At 58.2% G+C, this 19386-nt stretch carries 19 protein-coding genes and 1 tRNA gene; 11 read left to right on the top strand and 9 right to left on the bottom strand.

What is annotated here, in order from left to right; translation table 11 throughout:
* Nucleotides 1–60: 60 nt before the first annotated feature.
* Both DT594_RS18685 and DT594_RS18680 read right to left on the bottom strand, forming a co-directional pair.
* A complete protein-coding gene (locus tag DT594_RS18685) occupies nt 61–816 on the bottom strand; it encodes a substrate-binding periplasmic protein (protein ID WP_178091594.1) in 756 nt (251 codons plus the stop codon).
* Between the two features lie 142 nt (nt 817–958).
* Nucleotides 959–1035, bottom strand: a tRNA-Met gene (locus DT594_RS18680).
* 258 nt (nt 1036–1293) lie between these two features.
* Here DT594_RS18680 and DT594_RS18675 point away from each other — a divergent pair.
* Nucleotides 1294–2475, top strand: a complete 1182-nt coding sequence (locus tag DT594_RS18675; RefSeq protein WP_178091592.1) for a GGDEF domain-containing protein — start codon at nt 1294–1296, stop codon at nt 2473–2475.
* A 90-nt stretch (nt 2476–2565) separates the two neighbouring features.
* Nucleotides 2566–3618, top strand: coding sequence for a DNA polymerase IV (gene dinB / locus DT594_RS18670; protein WP_149334668.1), 1053 nt, complete (start codon nt 2566–2568; stop codon nt 3616–3618).
* A 9-nt stretch (nt 3619–3627) separates the two neighbouring features.
* Here the strand turns inward: dinB and DT594_RS18665 are convergent, their stop codons facing one another.
* Nucleotides 3628–4065, bottom strand: coding sequence for a hypothetical protein (locus DT594_RS18665; protein ID WP_149334666.1), 438 nt, complete (start codon nt 4063–4065; stop codon nt 3628–3630).
* A 146-nt stretch (nt 4066–4211) separates the two neighbouring features.
* Between DT594_RS18665 and DT594_RS18660 the strand changes: the two genes are divergently transcribed.
* Nucleotides 4212–4994 (top strand): SDR family oxidoreductase, encoded by a 783-nt coding sequence (locus tag DT594_RS18660; RefSeq protein ID WP_149334664.1) that lies wholly within the window; start codon nt 4212–4214, stop codon nt 4992–4994.
* A gap of 67 nt (nt 4995–5061) precedes the next feature.
* Here DT594_RS18660 and DT594_RS18655 read toward each other — a convergent pair whose 3' ends face one another.
* A complete protein-coding gene (locus DT594_RS18655) occupies nt 5062–5505 on the bottom strand; it encodes a DUF2489 domain-containing protein (protein WP_149334663.1) in 444 nt (147 codons plus the stop codon).
* Between the two features lie 60 nt (nt 5506–5565).
* Nucleotides 5566–6045: an LEA/WHy family protein gene (locus DT594_RS18650; RefSeq protein WP_149334661.1), complete on the bottom strand. Its 480-nt coding sequence runs from the start codon at nt 6043–6045 to the stop codon at nt 5566–5568.
* Nucleotides 6046–6176: 131 nt separating this feature from the next.
* Between DT594_RS18650 and DT594_RS18645 the strand changes: the two genes are divergently transcribed.
* Entirely contained in the window at nt 6177–6716 is a 540-nt protein-coding gene (locus DT594_RS18645) for a hypothetical protein (RefSeq protein WP_149334659.1), read from the top strand.
* A gap of 13 nt (nt 6717–6729) precedes the next feature.
* On the opposite strand, the gene DT594_RS18640 is transcribed toward DT594_RS18645, so the two are convergent.
* Together DT594_RS18640 and DT594_RS18635 are read right to left on the bottom strand one after the other, a co-directional pair.
* Nucleotides 6730–7218: a YchJ family protein gene (locus DT594_RS18640; protein ID WP_149334657.1), complete on the bottom strand. Its 489-nt coding sequence runs from the start codon at nt 7216–7218 to the stop codon at nt 6730–6732.
* A 2-nt stretch (nt 7219–7220) separates the two neighbouring features.
* Nucleotides 7221–7706: a DUF6231 family protein gene (locus DT594_RS18635; RefSeq protein WP_149334655.1), complete on the bottom strand. Its 486-nt coding sequence runs from the start codon at nt 7704–7706 to the stop codon at nt 7221–7223.
* 170 nt (nt 7707–7876) lie between these two features.
* On the opposite strand from DT594_RS18635, the gene dinG reads away from it, so the two are divergent.
* From dinG to DT594_RS18615, 4 genes are all read left to right on the top strand, one after another.
* Nucleotides 7877–10009, top strand: a complete 2133-nt coding sequence (gene dinG / locus DT594_RS18630; RefSeq protein ID WP_149334653.1) for an ATP-dependent DNA helicase DinG — start codon at nt 7877–7879, stop codon at nt 10007–10009.
* A 328-nt stretch (nt 10010–10337) separates the two neighbouring features.
* Nucleotides 10338–11510 (top strand): serine hydrolase domain-containing protein, encoded by a 1173-nt coding sequence (locus DT594_RS18625; RefSeq protein ID WP_149334651.1) that lies wholly within the window; start codon nt 10338–10340, stop codon nt 11508–11510.
* A 77-nt stretch (nt 11511–11587) separates the two neighbouring features.
* A complete protein-coding gene (gene pdxH, locus DT594_RS18620; protein ID WP_149334649.1) occupies nt 11588–12229 on the top strand; it encodes a pyridoxamine 5'-phosphate oxidase in 642 nt (213 codons plus the stop codon).
* A gap of 61 nt (nt 12230–12290) precedes the next feature.
* Nucleotides 12291–13109: an SDR family oxidoreductase gene (locus DT594_RS18615; RefSeq protein WP_149334647.1), complete on the top strand. Its 819-nt coding sequence runs from the start codon at nt 12291–12293 to the stop codon at nt 13107–13109.
* Nucleotides 13110–13111: 2 nt separating this feature from the next.
* Here DT594_RS18615 and DT594_RS18610 read toward each other — a convergent pair whose 3' ends face one another.
* Both DT594_RS18610 and DT594_RS18605 read right to left on the bottom strand, forming a co-directional pair.
* On the bottom strand, nt 13112–14377 hold the full coding sequence (locus DT594_RS18610; RefSeq protein ID WP_149334645.1) for a TIGR03862 family flavoprotein: 1266 nt from the start codon (nt 14375–14377) through the stop codon (nt 13112–13114).
* Nucleotides 14378–14411: 34 nt separating this feature from the next.
* Nucleotides 14412–15332: a histone deacetylase family protein gene (locus DT594_RS18605; protein ID WP_149334644.1), complete on the bottom strand. Its 921-nt coding sequence runs from the start codon at nt 15330–15332 to the stop codon at nt 14412–14414.
* A 187-nt stretch (nt 15333–15519) separates the two neighbouring features.
* On the opposite strand from DT594_RS18605, the gene tesB reads away from it, so the two are divergent.
* From tesB to DT594_RS18590, 3 genes are all read left to right on the top strand, one after another.
* On the top strand, nt 15520–16383 hold the full coding sequence (tesB, locus tag DT594_RS18600; RefSeq protein WP_149334642.1) for an acyl-CoA thioesterase II: 864 nt from the start codon (nt 15520–15522) through the stop codon (nt 16381–16383).
* Nucleotides 16384–16386: 3 nt separating this feature from the next.
* On the top strand, nt 16387–16974 hold the full coding sequence (locus DT594_RS18595; protein ID WP_149334640.1) for an HAD family hydrolase: 588 nt from the start codon (nt 16387–16389) through the stop codon (nt 16972–16974).
* 170 nt (nt 16975–17144) lie between these two features.
* Nucleotides 17145–19181, top strand: coding sequence for an LTA synthase family protein (locus tag DT594_RS18590; RefSeq protein WP_149334638.1), 2037 nt, complete (start codon nt 17145–17147; stop codon nt 19179–19181).
* The last annotated feature ends 205 nt before the right edge of the window (nt 19182–19386 follow it).

Below are 19386 nucleotides of genomic sequence, written 5' to 3'. Positions count from 1 at the left end.
CCGGAAGCTGGACCCTGTGTTCAAGCACCGGCTTCAAGCGCAGCGATGCTAGCAGGCGGGCTAGTGCGTACTGGAGCGTACTTCGGAATGAAACAGGCGGCGAAGCTCGCCGCTCTTGTCCAACTGAGCGAGCGCGGCCTGGATCCGCGGCGCGAGCTGCCGATTGGATGCCTGCCGGGAAATATAAAGATGGGCTGCATGGCCGCGGGTATGCACCGCGTAGCGAAAGACATCGGGTTGCAGCTCTCGAGCCTTGAGGCTGTGATGGAAAACGATATCACTGCTGATCAATGCGTCCAGACGGTCGAGTTGCAGCATTTCTATGGCTTGATCGAGGTTATAAACAGGGATCTTGGTCAGGCTGTCGTTCTGTTCAAACGCTTCGCCGTAATAGGTGCCGCTGATATAGCCCACGCGTTTACCCTGCAATGCTGCCAGGGTCAGTTTGCCGGAGTAGTCCTTGTCGGTCACCAGCAGAATGTCCGAACTCAACACTACGCCCAAACTATCGGCGAACTCATCCAGGTAGGGGTTCTCGAACAGCACGGTGTAGTCAGCTTCACCGTGCTTGAATTTCGACAGCAGACGCTGATGAGGAAGAACCCGGTTATCCAGTTGTAAGTCAGCTTCCTGGGCAAGACGTTCGGCAAGAACGCTAAGCAGTCCGGCCGGGGCACCGTTATCCTCCAGATAACCCCATGGCCATACGTCAGCGGTCATGAACAACAGCTTTTCCGCTTCAGGCGTTTGGTCGTCGCCGAAGGCGGTGGGAGTGCAAAGCGCGAGGAGCAGCGCGCAAATAAAACGAAAGGCCATGATCACCATCATTCCCGGGTCACTGTTTTTTTTAGTATACGTCACGGATTGCTGGTAAGGCGGGGGAATTCGGCGCCGAAAACGCCCAAATCGCGGGCAAAAAAAACCGCTGAAGGACAAGTCCGTTCAACGGTTTTTAAACTGGTTGCGGGGGCAGGATTTGAACCTACGACCTTCGGGTTATGAGCCCGACGAGCTACCAGACTGCTCCACCCCGCGTCTGTGGGCGCCATTCTACTCATTGAGCGTTGGCTGTCAAGCAATTGAACGGAAAAGATTTTTTATTTCCGGTATTCACTCCCAAGCAGTAATTGAGACGCAAATTTGCCGAGAAACAGCAGGGGGTAATTCAAGATTATTAATTGACGTCAAAATGACATCATTGCAAATTGGCTATCCGTGAAGCATGGAATATACTTTGTCTCAGGCCATGCCATAAAAATAACAATACAGCAGTTGCCCTGAAGGGGGATTTTCTTGCCAACCACTGCCGATCGCTATCACATCTCCACCTGGGGCGGAGAGTTTACCGACCCCACCACCGAGCGGGCCTACCGCGAACACGTTGAGCAGAGTACTGCGAAGAGTTTGATTGTCGCGCTACGCGTATGGGCGGCGCTGGTAGTGCTTTTTGGTTTTCTGGATTTTCTCGCGCTGGGCTTTTCCGAAGGGTTTATCCATCTGATCAGTACTCGCGTGTTGTCTGCCAGCCTTTTGCTGTTGCTTGCCTGGCGGTTGCGCACCAAACCACAGTTGTCGACCGAAGGTTATGCCGTCACCGCATTGGAAGTGGTCGGCTTTTTTCTGTTCTTTCTTATTTACATTATTCGACCGGATATCGTTTCCTGGAATATCGGGGTGACCCTGATCATTTTGATCAGCCTGTACATCTTTGTGCCCAATAGGGTGGTGCTGTCCAATATTGGCGCAGCATTTGGTATTGCCGGTACGATTTATTGCATTGCTCTGCGCGATGTTGCGCCCACGCTATTGGTGGGGCTAACCTTTGTGTTGCTGTTCCCGGCGATTATTGGCTATGCCGCCGGCTTGCGCCTGCAGACAGGCCAGCGCCAGCAATATGCGCTGTTCAACGAAACGGTACGGGTCAACCAGTCGCTGCAGGAAGAGATCAAGCGCCGGGAGCATCTCGAGCTGGAATTGAAGCTGCAAGCCACTACCGATCCTCTTACTGGGCTATTCAACCGCCGGCAGTATGAATCCCTGTTCCAGCGTGAACTGGACAGGGTGCGCAGGCATGCCAGTGCCTTGTCACTGTGTGTGGTAGATCTGGATCATTTCAAGAAAATCAATGATGAGCATGGTCATGATGTCGGCGACCAGGTGCTCAAGCATGTGTCGCGATTGTTTGTCGACACCTTGCGCAATACCGACATCGTCGGCCGCTTCGGCGGCGAAGAGTTCATCCTGCTGCTGCCGGATACTGATCTGCGTTGCGCGGTGCAAGTGTTGAATCGCTTGCGCGAACGCTTGCATTCCAGCCTGGTGCCGGTTGAGGGGCTGAGTATTCAGCTCACCGCCACGTTTGCCGTGACCGAAGTAAGCAAACAGGATGAGGGTATAGAAGATGTCATCCGCCGCGCGGACCGAGCGCTTTACGACGGCAAAAAAGCTGGGCGCAACTGCGTTGTCGCCAGTTGAATCTCGCTCACCGCAGCACGGCGCTTAATCAGAGTGTTCCTGGCTGATCGGGTACAATGGAACAGTTGAAGCCACCCGGTAGAGCCGCTCTTGCGCAAGATTATCCACGTAGACTGTGATTGCTTCTACGCAGCCATCGAGATGCGCGATGACCCGCGCCTGCGTGGTCGGCCGCTGGCCGTGGGCGGTGATCCGGGAAAGCGCGGCGTGGTGGCTACCTGTAACTATGAAGCCAGGGCCTATGGCGTGCGTTCGGCAATGGCCTCCGCCTATGCCCGCAAATTGTGCCCGGACCTGCTGATCGTGCCGCCGCGCATGGCGGTGTATCGCGAAGCGTCTCAGGCGATCCAGGCAATCTTCAGTGATTACACCAGTCTTATTCAGCCGCTGTCGCTGGACGAAGCCTTTCTGGATGTGAGCAATAGCGAGGCCTGTCGCGGCAGCGCAACCCTTATGGCGCAGGAAATCCGCCGCAAGGCGTTTGCCAGCCAGGGCATTACCGTGTCTGCTGGCGTGGCGCCGAACAAGTTTCTGGCCAAGATCGCCAGTGACTGGAACAAGCCCGACGGTCTGAAGGTGATTCTACCGGACGAGGTAGAAGCCTTCGTCAAAACGCTGCCCATCGAGCGCTTGCACGGCGTCGGTAAGGTGACTGCGGCGCGGATGAAAGGGCTGGGCATTGATGTCTGCGGCGAGCTGCTGCCCTGGCGCAAACAGGATCTGGCCAAGGAGTTCGGCAGTTTCGGTGAGCGGTTGTGGCAATTGGCGCGGGGCATAGATGATCGCCCGGTGGTGGTGGAGAGCAAGCGTCAATCGGTCAGCGTGGAAAATACCTATGACCATGACCTGTCCGACCTGGACGCCTGCCTGAACGCATTGCCGCCGTTACTGGAAAAGCTCGCCCAGCGCCTGGGACGACTGGAGGGCGAGTACCGGGTGAGCAAGCCCTTTGTAAAGCTGAAGTTTCACGACTTCACCCAGACAACGCTGGAGCAGGCGGGATCACCGGTCAGCCCGGACGGTTACCGCGACCTCTGCACCCAGGCCTTTGCCCGCGGCAATCGGCCGGTGCGCTTGATTGGTGTCGGCGTTCGGCTGGACAGCAGCCATAGCCTGCTCGGCGAGCAACTCAACCTGTTCTGAGCTTCAGCCTCAGTGCAGCTGCCGAGCGCAGGTCGGGCACAGGTGGTTATCCCCGTGCGGAGTCCAGCCCAGTTCACTGATGCGCGCGACGGCTTTGGCGGTGCGCTTGGGCAGGTCGTCCTTGTCCATGGCGAGAAACTCGAAGGCTTGCTCTTTCTGGCACTGATCACACTTGATCGACCAGCCAAGTACGGATTGACCGCGCAGATCCGGACCTTTTGCAGTAGCGGTCCACTGGCCTGGAGGGTTGATCAGGTAGCGGATTTTATCCACCTGCAGTCTTAGCGGCAGATCACGACTACCCTTGACGGTACAGATCAGGGTATCCCCGGATTGCACGCCACCGCCCTGACCGGTCACTTGATACAGCCCGCCAGCCAGCGTGCGGCATTCGATCAACGTGTGAGCGGAATTCAGCAGGTTGCGTCGGAAGTCGTGTTCAGCCATGTCCAGTACCAGTTAAAAAGGGCTGGGCATGATAACACCGGAGCCGGGTGGCATATCACTCGAATCACTGATGGTCGGAGTGACCCGTCATGCAGGCTATGATGTGGGTCTGAAGTGTCTCATCACACACCACAAGAGGATAAGCTATGAGCGTCAAGCAACTGTTCGATCTGACTGGCAAGGTCGCCCTGATCACTGGCGGCACCAAGGGTCTGGGCCTGCAAATGGCAGAAGCGCTGGGCGAGCAAGGCGCCAAGATCTTTATCAGCGCGCGTAATGCTGCCGAAGTGGAACAGGTGGTCAAAGACCTCGAAGCGCAGGGCATTCAGGCCGGTGGAGTAGCCTGCGACCTGGGCAAGCTGGATACCAATCCGATCACTACCCTGGTGGACGCTGCCGAAGCCAAATTCGGTACCGTCGACATCCTCATCAACAACGCCGGTACTACCTGGGGTCAGCCCGCCGAAGAGCACAGCTATGAAGGCTGGCAGAAGGTCATGAGCCTGAACGTTGATGTGTGCTTCCTGATGGCGCAAGAAGTCGCGCGCCGATTCATGATCCCCCGTCAGTCCGGCAAGATCATCAACATCGCCTCGATTGCGGGCTTCAAAGGCAACCGCGCCAACTCCGGCATTCACACCGTGGCCTACAACACCAGCAAGGCAGCGGCGATCAACCTGACGCGCGCCCTGGCCGGTGAGTGGGGCCCGCACAACATCAACGTCAATGCGATCTGCCCGGGTTACTTCCCGACCAAAATGGCCAAGGGCCTGGAAAAGGTGACCGAGCTGATCAAGGCCGGCACTCCACTCGGGCGCATTGGTGGTGAAGAAGATATCAAGGGTATTGCGGTGTTCCTGGCAACCGAAGCTTCACGGCATGTCACCGGTCAGGCTATCGCGGTAGATGGCGGCAACTCGGTGGTATAACTTAGTAGCTGAACATGAAAAAGGCGCCCCAGGGCGCCTTTTTTGTTTGTGCATGAGGACCGTTGAATTATTTACCTAACCCGCGGCTGATATTCTTGGCTGCGCTGAATATTTCTTCGCGGTGGTCGCGCTCCAGGGTTTCCATTTGCTGCTCATGTAGCTGGCGCTCTGCTTTGCCCAGATCTTTCCAGCCCTGATGGGTGGGAATGTGGACAGTAGCATCGTAGATCCTCTCAAACACGGTCACATCCAGGTCGGCACGGCGGGGGCCATAATAGTTGTCGAGCAGTACCTTGATGCGGATCGAGCCTTCAATCAACGGCAGCTGACCTTCCAGCAGACTGTTGGCCAGAATGATGATGTCGCCTTCCAGACGTTGATTGCGATCTGCGGCCACTGCGCGTTGCTCAGCCTCGCGCGCCAGGACTTTTTTCCAGAGCATATAGGCGTAGGCTGCCAGCGCCACAATGATGATCACGCCTGCGGCAGCAAGCCAGGTAAAAGTAGTCATTATATAAAAGCCACTAGTTGAAAGGTGCTTGTTGAAAAGGCTGTGTCGAGATCAGGCAGCTCAAAATCTCAAGTTGACCGGATCCAACATGCCTTTCTCGTGCAGCGTCACGGTCGGCGACAGAAACAGCCCCGTACGAATATGACCCTCAATCCGGTAGCTGACCGGCTGTTGATCTTCCATCATCTTGACCACATCGCGAATATGACGCCAGAGATTGGACCTGACATTCAATTCAAAATATTCCGAGCCATAGGCCGGCACGGTGAAATGCGCATCGCTCACGCCGGTCGCCAGCCGCGCTTCATTCAGATAGATCTCGTAGTGCATGCCGCGAATGGGCAGGCTGCGATCATTGGGGTTGTCCACCCTCAGGCCTAACTGGAACGTCTGTTCCCACAGATTGGCTTTGAGCATTTCGACATTCGCCAGACTGATGTCGGGCTTTTCATAGGATCGACCCAGGCCAAACATCGCGCAACCGCTAAGCCATAATGCGCAGCTGATAAGCAGCGCCAAGGTCGGTAATGATCTGTGCACTCTGTCCCTCCTGGTCGAGTCGGGCTGATCTCGTTATTAAGTTGTCGTACAGCCCGCGGCTGTCCATACTAATCAAATGCGGCAGGCACTGCTTAACTTATCACTGCAAATCACTACAAAGGAGAGACAAGATGCCTCTTTTTGAAATTGCGTTTCATGGACAGGTTCGCCCCGGCGTTACTCCGGAGCAGGCCAGAGCGCGGATCGGACAGTTGTTTCAAGTCGGTGACGAGCAGTTGAATGTTCTGTTTTCCGGCCGGCGAGTAGTGATCAAGCAGGGATTGGATGAAGCTTCGGCGGATAAATACCGCCAGGCAATCGAACGCGCTGGAGCGGTGTGCAGTGTCGATCAGATGGGGCAGGAAGAAACTCCTGCGCCGGACACGTCCTCCGCAGCGAGCACCAGCCCATCCGGGCAGCCGCACTCTACGGGCGGTGCGTCGGTAAGGCCGCGAGATGCCTATATGGCTGCCTTCAGTGAAGTGGAAGCGCCGGACTTCGGCATCGCCCCGGTCGGTGCAGATATGCAGGATGAGTACGAAGAGTTTGTGGATCTGCCCATTGACTTGTCAGCGCTGAGCCTGGCGCCGGCCGGCAGCGACCTGGAGCAGTTGCGACCCGAGGTCGCCCCGGTCAAGCCCAACATCGACCATCTCAGGCTTCAGGATTAAGCCGCGCTGCAGCTTAAACGCTGCAGCACTGCTTGAACTTCCTGCCTGAGCCACAGGGGCAGGGATCGTTTCTGCCAGCCTTGATCGGATGGTTTGGATCGATAAAAAACCAACGCTCCTGACGTTTGCCAAAATCCGAACATTCTCGGTGACTGTGACGTTGCCCATCGGGATCCGACCAGTGCGCAATAAAGGTCACCTGTGCGCGTTGCGCATGTTGATGAACCGGCGGTGCGTCTTCCACATCCAGCCCGAGCCAGGTACTGGCGCTGCTCCACTGCAGCATCGCCTGGCGGTCAAGCATTGATTGCTGAGCAGGAAGGGTACTGCCAACCAGATAGTCAATCAGCCCAAGCGTGTAAGCGCTGTAACGCGAGCGCATCAAGCGTTCGGCGTTGGGCGCTGCGGTGCCCTGGTGCAACGGCTGACAGCACTGCTGATATTGCTCGCCGGTGCCGCACGGGCAGTCAACCGGGGCAGAGGATGAGGCTTGGTCTTGCATACTTACCACCAGTATTTATCAAACATTTCCGGGTTGGCCCAGTACTTGGAATTAAGCCAATCCGGCACGCTCTTGTATTCAGCCAGATCATAGGTGAACAGCGTCAGGCTGCGTTGATCTTTTTCAAAGCGCGCGTGACGCTGCATGGCCAGCCCGAAAAAATCGTTCTCCTGCCAACCTTCCGCCTGGTGCAAATCCACCAGCACCGCCATACGGCTGACGCTGAGATTTCGCAGGCCGGCCAGCAACTCAACGCCGGTGCGCATGGCCAAGGTTTCCAATTGGTCGGCAACGATCGCCAGATCATAACGGCGGTTAGCCAACTCCGCCGGTAGAGGCACCTGGTCGGTAGTCGTCACTTCACAGCCGGTATGCTCTGCACAAAAAGCACTCACGGCCGGGACGGGCTCGCGGCTGATGCATAGCAGCCTGGCCGGCTGATACTGATCAAGTATCGCCAGCAGGGCAGAAGTGGGGCTGTCGGACATGGGCTTTCCTGTCGAGCAAAAAATCAGGGCATCCAGCTTCAGGCCTTAACCCGCGCGCCGCAAGCAAAAACTGCAAGCAAACTAGTTTGCCGCTGAACGGTCGTTGTCGCCTTGCTGATCATCGTAGAAAGATCATCAGTGTTATCATGCCCGCCTTGTCCGGAGCCCGCATGCTGAATGATGAACTGAAAGGCCAGATCCAGACGGCCTACCGCACCTTTCTCGAAAACAAGTCCCTGAAGCCGCGCTATGGCCAACGGATGATGATTGCCGAGGTCGCCAAGCTGTTCGGCGGTATCAAGCTGGACGACGAAAACCGTCGTGACGGCGATCCGGCTGTGGCCGTAGTGGAAGCGGGTACCGGCACCGGCAAGACGGTCGCCTATTGCCTGGCGGCAATCCCGATTGCCAAGCACCTGGGCAAACCGCTGGTGATCTCCACCGCCACGGTCGCGCTGCAGGAACAGATCGTCCTCAAGGATCTGCCCGATATTCAGCGTAACGCCGGGCTGAATTTCCAATTTTCCCTGGCCAAGGGCCGCGGGCGATATGTCTGCCTGTCCAAGCTCGACCAGTTGCTCAGTGAAAACCAGTCTCTGGCCAGCCGGCAACAGGGTTTCGCCGACGAAGGCTTTAATCTGGAAGTGGACGAAGCCGGCCTCAAACTCTACACGCGCATGGTTGAGTCACTGGCCAGCAAGAAGTGGGACGGCGAACGCGACTCCTGGCCCGAGGCGTTGGCAGATCAGGACTGGTCGCGACTGACCACCGACCATATTCAGTGCACCAACAGGCGCTGCGGGCATTTCAACCAGTGCGTGTTCTACAAAGCCCGCGAAGGCGTGCAGAAAGTCGATGTGATCGTCACCAACCACGATCTGGTGCTCGCCGACCTGGCGCTGGGCGGCGGCGCCATCCTGCCCGACCCGCGCGATTGCCTGTATATCTTCGATGAAGGCCATCATCTGCCGGACAAAGCCATTGCCCACTTCGCCCACCATACGCGCATGTCCGCTACCGCCGAATGGCTGGAGCAACTGGACAAGAACCTCAGCAAATTGCTGGCGCAACATCCGCTGCCCGGCGATTTCGGCCGCTTTCTCGAACAGGTGCCGCAACTGGCACGTGATCTGAAACCGCATCAGCAATTCATGGCTCAGGCACTGACCGAGGTCTCCGACTTCGCCAGCGCCGAAGATGTCACCGGTCAGGTCCGGCCGCAACACCGTTTCAAGGACGGCGTGATCCCCGAGCACCTGCGGGATATGGGCGTTGAACTCAAGGCCGGATTCGGGCGTATCACCGATCTGTTGCAACGCCTGGTCGACCAGTTAAAGGATGCAATGGACGGCGAAGCGGTGGGCGTTACTTCACACCAAGCCGAAGAATGGTATCCCCTGTTCGGTGCGCTGCTGGCGCGTTCGCAGGCCAACTGGACGCTCTGGACCCAGTTCTGCCTCGAAGACGCCGACGACAAGCCGCCCACCGCGCGCTGGCTGACCCTGACCGAGCAGAATGATATAGAAGTGCACGTCAGCCCGATCATGGCCGCAGATACCCTGCGGCAATTCCTCTGGTACACCGCGTTCGGCTGCCTGGTTACCTCTGCGACCTTGACTGCTCTTGGCCGTTTCGACCGCTTCAGCATGCGCGCTGGTCTACCGAAAAATGCGGTTTGCACCCTGGCACCCAGCCCGTTCCAATACGCCGAAAAGGGCGTACTGCGCATTCCCAATCATGGCGCCGACCCGCGCGACGGCCCTGGCCACAGCGCCTCCATCATCGAGCATTTGCCGAGCATTCTAGACGAGGCGATGGGCAGCCTGGTGCTGTTCTCCTCGCGCCGGCAGATGCTTGAGGTCTACGCCGGGCTGCCGCGCGACTTTCGCGAACGCGTGCTGGTGCAAGGCGATCTGTCCAAGCAGGAGCTGATTCGTCAACACCGCGCGCAGGTAGACAAGAACAATCAGAGCGTTATCTTTGGCCTGGCCAGCTTTGCCGAAGGCGTCGATTTGCCCGGGCGCTACTGCGAACACGTGGTCATCGCCAAGATACCCTTTGCCGTACCCGATGATCCGGTGGAAGCGGCGCTCAGTGAATGGATCGAGCGCAATGGCGGCAACCCCTTTATGGAAATCGCGGTGCCGGATGCCAGCCTGCGACTGATTCAGGCGTGCGGACGATTGCTGCGTAACGAGCAGGACAGCGGTGTGGTGACGTTGTTGGATCGCCGACTGGTCACCCAGCGTTATGGCAAGGCCATTCTGAATGCGCTGCCACCGTTTCGCAGGGAGATCGATTAGCCGCTTGGCGGTTAATCATGTGGCAAGCGACAAGCGGCAACTTTAAACCGCTGACGTGAGATCCGAAATGGTCACAAAGTTCAGGGGGCGGCGCTTCCGAAAGGCAACCGGGAACGGTCCAAATCCTGGATGATTTGGATCGAGCCCCCAGGGATGGGTTCACGGCGGTTCCCGGTTGCCTTTCGGGAGTGCCGCCCAACTCGGTCTATCCAGGCTGGTTTTATCACTCTGCAACATGGCTAAATATCTACAACCTTATTACCTGCTGAAATCGACCCGCCGCTCGGGTTAAATAACGCCATAACAACCTCCAACAGGAAAGCATTCCATGAGCAACGTTCAAGGCTACTTCGATCCGCGTTTCGAGACCGTGCGCGAGTTATTTGCCGAGCAGCAGACAGACGAGCAGGCGCGGGGCGGCGCCTTGTGCGTGACGGTCGGCGGCGAAACGGTACTGGATCTGTGGCAGGGCGTGGTCGACAAGGACAACCAGCAGGTCTGGGAGCAGGACACCCTGGTCAACGTCTTCTCCTGCACCAAGCCGCTGGGCGCGGTCGCGCTGTTGCAGCAGGTCGAAGCTGGCCGCATCGAACTCGATAGCCCCCTGGCGGAGGCCTGGCCCGAATTTGCCCAGGCGGGAAAAGAACAGATCACCCTGCGTCAGGTGCTCAGTCATCGCTCCGGCTTGTCTGCCATCAGCGATACCCTGCCACCGGAAGCGCTGTTCGATTGGGATACCATGGCGACTGCGCTGGCGGCCCAGGAACCCTGGTGGACACCCGGCGCAGCCCATGGCTATGCCCCGGTTACCTACGCCTGGCTGCTCGGCGAACCACTCAAACGCCTTAGCGGAGAGCGCCCCGGCGCCTATATTCAGCAGCATATCTGTCAGCCGCTGGGCATGGACTTCTTTGTCGGTGTGCCGGACGACGATCTGCAGCGTATCGCCCACGTATCTCGCCTGCGTAATCAGTACGGCGATGACTATGCGCGCAAGCTCTTCGCCTCCATGGGTCAACCTGAAGGTATGGGCTTCAAAGCCTTCGGCAACCCCTCCAGCATGATGGTCAGCACCAACACGCGCGAATGGCAACAGGCTGAAATTCTCTCCGCCAACGGCACTGGCAATGCCCGCTCGCTGGCGCGCTTCTGGCAGGTCATGGCGCATGGCGGCAGCCTGGACGGCGCGCACCTGCTCGACGACAAACTAGTGAATGTGATGCAGCAGCAACACAGTCAAGGCATGGACAAGACCCTGCTGGCGCCGACCCGCTTCGGTCTTGGCATAATGCTCGATCAGGACTGGGAAGGCGGTGGCTTCGGCATGGGCCCTCAAGCCTACGGGCATCCAGGTGCTGGTGGCTCCTTAGGCTTCTGCGATCCCGAGGCCGGTGTTGGTTTTGGCTACGTGACCAACACCATGGGCCCCTACGTGTTGATGGATCCGCGGGCTCTGGCATTGAGCCGCGAAGTCTATCGCTGCTTGAAACAGCAGGATTGATACAGCGCTTGTCCGAGGTCAAAGAGTGGCGCGTGTAAGGTGCTAGCATAAGGGCATTGTGATCTGGAGACGTGAAAATGAAAGCCGAGTTAGCCGATCTGCGTCGTGACTACACCCGCGACGGCCTGCTGGAAAGTCAGGCGCCTGCTGAACCTCTAAGTCTGTTCGCCACCTGGTTCGAGCAGGCGGTGGAAATCGAATCTACCGAAGCCAACGCCATGATGCTCGCCACCGTCGACGACGCCGGCCAGCCGCACCTGCGCACCCTGTTGCTCAAGGGCATGGATGATCGTGGTTTCGTGTTTTTTACCAATTATCAGAGCGCCAAAGGGCAGCAGTTGCAGGGCCATCCCCAAGCCGCGATGACCTTCTGGTGGCATGATCTGGAGCGCCAGGTACGCATTGAAGGCACGGTCGAGCGCATCAGTGATGACGAATCCGACGCCTACTACCAAAGCCGCCCGCTGGGTAGCCGCCTGGGCGCCTGGGCTTCCCCGCAGAGTCAGGTGATCGCCGGCCGCGATGTGCTGGAGCAAAATCTGGAGCAACTGCAGCAACGCTATGCCGATCAGGCACCTGAGCGCCCACCGCATTGGGGCGGTTTTCGTCTCAAGCCGCAGCTGATCGAATTCTGGCAGGGGCGGCCAAGTCGCCTGCATGACCGCCTCAGTTATCGGCTTCTCGAAAGTGGCTGGCAGCGCGAGCGCCTGGCGCCCTGATGCTTGCGAGCTAGCGGCTTTTCCCTCACTCTTGTGGCAAATAACAGGGTGAGGGAAGGCAATGGCCAGGGGCGCGTTTCAGCAAAAAGTGGTGGTTATTACCGGCGGTTGCGCGGGCATCGGGCGCGCGCTGGCGCTGAGGTTTGCCCATTCCGGCGCACGTATCGCCATACTCGACGTGCAGGACGAACCCCTGCTGGCCTTTCAGCAACAGCTGATGGACAAGCTCAACGCCGAAGTCCTGGCCATCCGCTGTGATGTCGCCGACCCGCAGGCTTGCGAACAGGCGATCTGTCAGGTACTGGAGCATTTCGGCGGTATCGACCTGCTGATCAATAATGCCGGCATTACCCACCGTAGTACCTTTGCCGAGACCGATCTGGCGGTGTTTCAACGCATCATGGCGGTCAATTACTTCGGCGCGTTGCACTGCACCCAACAGGCACTGCCGAGCATCGTCCAACGCCAGGGGCAGATTATCGTCCTCAGCTCCCTGTCCGGTTTTGCTCCGCTGCTCTATCGCAGTGCCTACAACGCCAGCAAACACGCGCTGCATGGCCTGTTTGAAACGCTGCGTATGGAAGTCCGGCCGCAGGGAGTCAACGTCATGCTGGTCACCCCCGGCTTTACCGCCACGGATATCCGCAAGAATGCATTGGTCGGCGACGGTTCGATCAGTCAGCAGATGATCAACACGCCGTTCAAGGTATCGTCACCCAGCGATGTAGCCGATGATATCTACCGCGGTGCGGTCAAGCGTAAACGGTTGATGGTGTTGTCCAATGTCGATTGGCGCGCCCGTTTGCTGGCGCGCTGGTTTCCCGGGCTGTTCGAGCGCTGGATGTTGCCGAGGCTGTCTGGCGTCAAACCTCAGCGTTGAGATCAGTTTGCTGTGTCTGGCGCAGCGCCTGGCTGCCTGCCCAGATAGTTGATAACGCCCTGGCCGGCGCGCCGGCCACTGGCGAAACAGGCCGTGAGCAGATAGCCACCGGTTGGCGCTTCCCAGTCCAGCATCTCCCCAGCGCAGAAAATACCGGGCAAGTTCTTGAGCATCAAATGCTGATCAAGCGCCTCGCGCGCTACGCCGCCAGCACTACTGATGGCTTCATCCAATGGGCGCATCCCGGTCAACTCGATAGGGAGGGCTTTGATGCCGGCGGCCAGGCGCGGCGCGTCAGTGAAAACTTCCTTGGCCAGGCACTCGTGCAACAGTGCGACTTTCAATGCATCCAGCCCGGCGCGCTTGCGCAGTACCGAGGCCAGTGTCTGGCCGCCGCGCGGCTTGCGCAGGATCTGGCTCAACTGCTCCGTACTGCGGTCCGGTGCCAGATCCAGCGTCAGCCGGGCCTGGCCATTGATTAGCAATTGGTCGCGCAGCGGCGCAGACAGGGCATAGATCAGGCTCCCCTCCAGGCCATCATGAGTAACTATGCATTCCCCGCGTTTTTCTTCGGTGCTGCCGTCAGGCAAAACCAGGCTGGCTATCACCTGCTTGAGCGGTTGGCCGGCAAAGCGCTGGCTCAGATGCGCGCTCCACTGCCGGGTAAAACCACCGTTGGCTGGCAGCAAGTCCCGTACCTTAATATCTCGCTCCTGCAACAGGTTGACCCAGGCCCCGTCTGAACCCAGTCGCGCCCAGCTGCCTCCGCCTAGCGCCAGAATCACAGCGCTGTGCGTTTTTCGCTGCTTGCCTTGGGGGGTGTCGTACGCGCACTCGTTCTGGTTATTCCAGCCCAGCCAGCGGTGGCGGTTGTGGAGATTCACGCCTTGCTCGCGCAGCCGCCTGAGCCAGGCGCGCAGCAACGGCGCGGCTTTCATATCGGTAGGAAAGACGCGGCCGGACGAGCCAATAAAGGTGTCGATGCCCAGGCCATGAATCCATTCGCGCAGTCGGGTTGCATCGAGGTCGGCCAGCCATTCGCCGACCCAGGGGCTGGCTTCGCGGTACCGGCTGACGAAGTCGGCTGAGCTCTCGGAGTGGGTGATATTCATGCCACCCACACCCGCAAGCAGAAACTTGCGTCCCACCGAGGGCATGGCGTCGTAGACATCCACCGCCAAGCCCGCTGTGGCCAGTGTTTCAGCGGCCATCAGGCCGGCGGGGCCGGCACCGATAACGGCGACACTGGGTGGGGAAGGCAAGGGCATGGAGAAATCCGCTGTACAGAGATTGGCCGGCAGTTTAACCCAAACCCCGCTCACGCCAAATCTGCTGCGCGCTGTGATGCAAAATGCCATGGCGGCGGGCGAGGGCGGCGCGATCCCGGTCATAGCCACCCCCGATCACCGCGCACACCGGAATGTCGCGGGCCAGGCAATGATCGATAACCTGACGATCCCGGCGCGCTATGCCGTCGTCGGTGAGGTTCAGATAACCCAGCGCATCCTGCTGATGCACGTCCACGCCAGCGTCATAGAGCACCAGATCAGGCTGATAGAGAGGCAGCAGGTAATTGAGCACATCATCGACAACGCGGATATAGCCTTCATCATCCAGGTGCCGGGGTAGGGGAATATCCCAGTCGCTCTGGGCCTTGCGCGCCGGGAAGTTGTTTTCGCAGTGCAGCGAAACGGTGATGGCGTCTGCATCGTACTCGAGAATCCGCGCGGTGCCGTCGCCCTGATGCACGTCGCAATCGAAGATCAATACCCGTTGCACCTTGCCACTAGCCAGCAGATAGCGGCTGATGATCGCCAGGTCATTGAAGATGCAGAAGCCGGAAGCGAAGTCGTAATGGGCATGATGGGTGCCGCCCGCCAGATGACAGGCCAGACCATGCTCCAGAGCCAGCTCAGCAGTCAGGATTGACCCGCCCACCGCTCGCGTGGTTCGGCGCACCAGTGGCTCGCTCCAGGGCAGGCCCATGCGCCGCAACTCCTGGGTCGCCAGGCTTGCATCATGAAAGCGTAAGACATAATCCGGATCATGGGCGAGGGCGAGCAGCTCGTCCGGGCAAATCGGCGGCAAGTGCAGGTTGCCGTCATGCAGCGTGCCGGTCGCGCGCAGATGGTCGTGCAGGCGCACGAACTTGTCCATCGGAAAGCGGTGAGCGGCCGGGAAGTCAAAGCTGTAATCCGGATGGTAGACCAGCGGCAGATCCATCCATACTCCTCGCGTGTAGATAATCAGCCGCCAGTATGATTCAGCAGTACAGCGGGCAACAACCGCACAGGCGTTACCAAAAGCGACGCTTTAGCGGTTAGAATGTCCTGCTGGGTGACATTCTGTCGCAGCGCTTTTATATCGTTTCCGGCCTTGCAGGCCGGCTGTCGTCGAGGAACCAAGCACTATGTCGCACATGCTGGATGATCTGGTAAGCCTGTTGGCGCTGGAGAAAATTGAAGAGAATCTGTTCCGGGGCATGAGCCAGGATCTGGGATTCAAACAACTCTTTGGCGGCCAAGTGCTCGGCCAGTCGCTCTCCGCTGCCAGCCAGACGGTCGATGCGCTGCGCCACGTCCATTCGGTGCACGGTTATTTTCTGCGCCCCGGCGATGCGACCTTGCCGATTATCTATCAGGTGGATCCGCTGCGTGACGGCGGCAGTTTTACCACCCGGCGCGTACAGGCGATCCAGAAGGGCAAGCCAATCTTCACCATGATCTGCTCTTTCCAGGGCGATGAGGAAGGTTATACCCATCAGGCTGAGATGCCGGATGTGCCTGGCCCCGACGAGCTGCGCAATGAAACCGAGATCACCCGCGACCAGCAACACCTGATCAACGCCAAGGTGCGCGAGAAGGTGCTGGTCGACAAGCCGATCGAAATTCGCCCGGTGGAAGTGTTCAATCCGTTTGAACCCCAGAAAGCCAAGCCGGTTCGGCATATGTGGTTCCGCGCCGATGGCCGCCTGCCGGACGACCCGCAGCTGCACCGCTACCTGCTGGCCTATGCCTCGGATTTCCATTTGCTGGGTACCGCGATGTTGCCCCATGCGGTGTCGTCCTGGTCGCGCAAGATGCAGGTGGCGAGCCTGGATCACTCCATCTGGTATCACCAGCCGCTGCGCATGGACGACTGGCTGCTGTATGCGATGGACAGCCCGTCTGCAAGCGGCTCGCGCGGTCTGTCGCGCGGGCAGATCTTCAATCGTGACGGCCTGCTGGTAGCTTCCATTACCCAGGAATCACTGATGCGCCAGCTTCAGGATTGAGTCATGCATGACCTGCAGGCATGGGTATTTGATCTGGATGGCACGCTGACGCTGGCGCAGCACGATTTTGCAGCGATCCGCCGCGAGCTGGGGATTCCTGCTGAAGAGGATATTCTCGAGTTCATCGCCGCCCGGCCATTGGCCGAACGCGAACAGCTGTCAGCCGAGCTGGATGCGATCGAGATGCGCCTGGCGAATGATGTACGCGCGGCCCCGGGGGCAGCCGAACTGATCAGGCAACTACATGAGTCGGGACGGCACATCGGGATTCTTACCCGCAACCTGCAGCAGGTTGCCAGATCTTCCCTTGAGGTTATCGGGGTTCTGGATTGTTTTGCCCCACAGCATATTCTCGGCCGGGCGGAAGCACTGCCCAAGCCTGATCCGGATGGCATTCAACAACTGCTCGATAGTTGGTCAGTGACCAGAGCCCAAGCGGTGATGGTAGGTGATTTCCGCTTCGATCTTGAAGCCGGTCGGGCGGCGGGTTGCCGCACATGCCTGGTGCATGCCGAGAACCAGTGGCCCGAGCTGGCTGATTGGCACGTCGTCGATTGTCGTGAACTCATGGCGCAACTGACGCCACCCTAGCCCGCTAGGGCTCTAGCCGCTCTTGCTCAACCCAGTGCTCGGCGATACAGTGCTCTGCTGCCAAGCGGTGGCGTGACCTCATTTGCATAAACAACGCTTGTTGGCTGAAGTTTTTGGCTGACCGCAATGAACCAACGCACCCTCATTTAACCGTTTCACTAGGAGCCTCCATGGCCTGGTTAAGATCGCGTCGTCTGCACTATTTCGTTGGTGGTGTGGCGATCCTTTTTGTTTTGCTGGTTGCCTTGCGGGCCGCATTCTATTTTGGCTTTTCCTCAGTTACACCGGGAGCAGAGCAGTCCAGAGGTGTGATTCTGGAAACCTTGGGTATTGGCTTACGCTTCGACCTGCGCTTGGCCATCCTGCTGATGTTGCCCGCGATGCTGCTGGCCTGGCTGCCAGTGTGGAACAGTGTCCGTTCAAGCCTGCTGCGCTGGGTGGCGCGTATCTATCTGGTGCTGGCACTGGCCATTCTACTGTTGATGTACATTTTGGATTTCGGCCACTACGCCTATTTGGGCGTGCGCCTCAATGCCTCCGCGCTCAAGTTTATTGCTGATGCGGGCATCTCTCAGCAAATGGTCTGGGAAAGCTACCCGGTTATCTGGATTACGCTGGGCTGGCTGGCCACGCTATTGGTGTCGGTTTGGGCGTTTGTCCGCCTGGAAAAGGTCACCCTCGACAAGCCGAAAACCGTTATCCCGCTCTGGTCACGGATTTTGGGCAGCGTGGTGATGGTGATTTTGGTGTTCCTGGCGCTTCTTGGACGTTACACCAATATCAATTTGCAGAACCCGGTTCCGTTGCGCTGGAGTGATGCGTTTTTCGCAGGCGATAGCGAACTAGGCGCGCTGGGTCTGAATCCGGTGTTGTTCTTCTATGACACGCTGAGCGTGCCTCAGGAACGTTACGATCTGGATCAGGTGCGCGAGCACTACCCGACCGTTAGCCGTTATCTCGGTGTTGAAAACCCAGATATTGAACAGCTCACGCTCAACCGTGAGGTGGGCGTTCAGTCGCATCGCCTGGACGTGACGCAGCCGCCCAATGTGGTCTTCGTCATGCTCGAATCGTTGGGCACTACTGCCGTGGGCGCTTACGGCAACCCGCTGAACCCAACCCCGAATATCGACCGCATGGCCCAGGAAAGCTGGTTCTTCCGGCATTTCTACGTGCCTGTAACCGGCACCGCCAAAACCGTTTGGGCGAGCATTACCGGGATTCCTGACGTGTCGCGCTCCGAAACCGCTACGCGTAATCCGCTGATCACCAATCAACATACTTTGATCAACGCGCTTGAGGGTTATAACAAGATCTACACCATCGGCGGCAACTCCGGCTGGGCAAACATGAATGCGCTGATACGTCAGAGTATTGATGGCGTGAAGTTGTACGAGGAGGGTGGTTGGAAAGCCAAAAATGTTGATGTCTGGGGTATTTCGGATCTGGACCTGTTCAAGGAAACCGATCAGATCCTGCGTAGCCTGCCCAAGGATGAACCTTTCTTCGCTTATATCCAGACGGCGGGCAATCACCGACCGTTCACCATCCCGGCAGAGAATGACGGCTTCGAGGCTATTGAGCGCTCTCTAGAGGAAGTACAGGCTGCGGGATCACGCAGTGTGGCTCAGTACAATGCCGCGCGGCTGCTGGACTTCAACCTGGGCCGCATGATTGAAATGGCCAAAGAGGGTGGTTATTTCGATAACACTATCTTCGTGATGTTTGGTGATCACAACACGCGGATCGCCAATATCGATTTCATGAAGCCGGCGTTTGATCAATTGGGTCTGGAAAGCAATAACGTGCCGCTGTTGATCTACGCTCCCAAGTTGCTGCCGCCTCGTGAGTTTGATGAGGCAGTGGGGCTGGCGGATCTGTTGCCGACCATTACGAGTCTGTTGGGCAAGGAATATGACAATCGGACCATGGGCCGCGATGTGCTGCAACCCTCTCCCGAGGGCGAGCGCGTAGTACCAGTGGTGCTTCGCGAGGGCACCTTCCCGCTGATCGGTGCGGTCAGTAAGGACTTCCTGCTGCAGATGAACTACGACGGTACCGAGCCCAGCCTGCATGATCTGAACTCCATGACACCGCTGGACAACGTTGCGGAGGAGCATCCCGAGGAGTATCAGCGGTTGCTGCCTCTTACCCGGGGGCTGTATGAGACCTCACGTTTTATGATGTATGAGAATGTGAGGGACTGATCGGGTACTTGTGATCCAGATAACCCGGCTTCGGCCGGGTTCTTTGTTTTGTTTTTTTGTTTTTTTGTTTTTTGTTTTTTTGGTTTTTTGGTTTTTGGCGGTGGTGTGTGTGGGCGCAGCCTTGCGACGCCCCCTCCATGACACGCTACCAGCCATCCCTGGGGCTCGTCATCGCACATCCCTGTGCTCTGACGGTCATGGAGGG

Source organism: Halopseudomonas laoshanensis, assembly GCF_008365385.1.
Taxonomy (GTDB): Bacteria; Pseudomonadota; Gammaproteobacteria; order Pseudomonadales; family Pseudomonadaceae; genus Halopseudomonas; species Halopseudomonas laoshanensis.
This window is presented reverse-complemented; position numbering and strand designations above follow the sequence as displayed.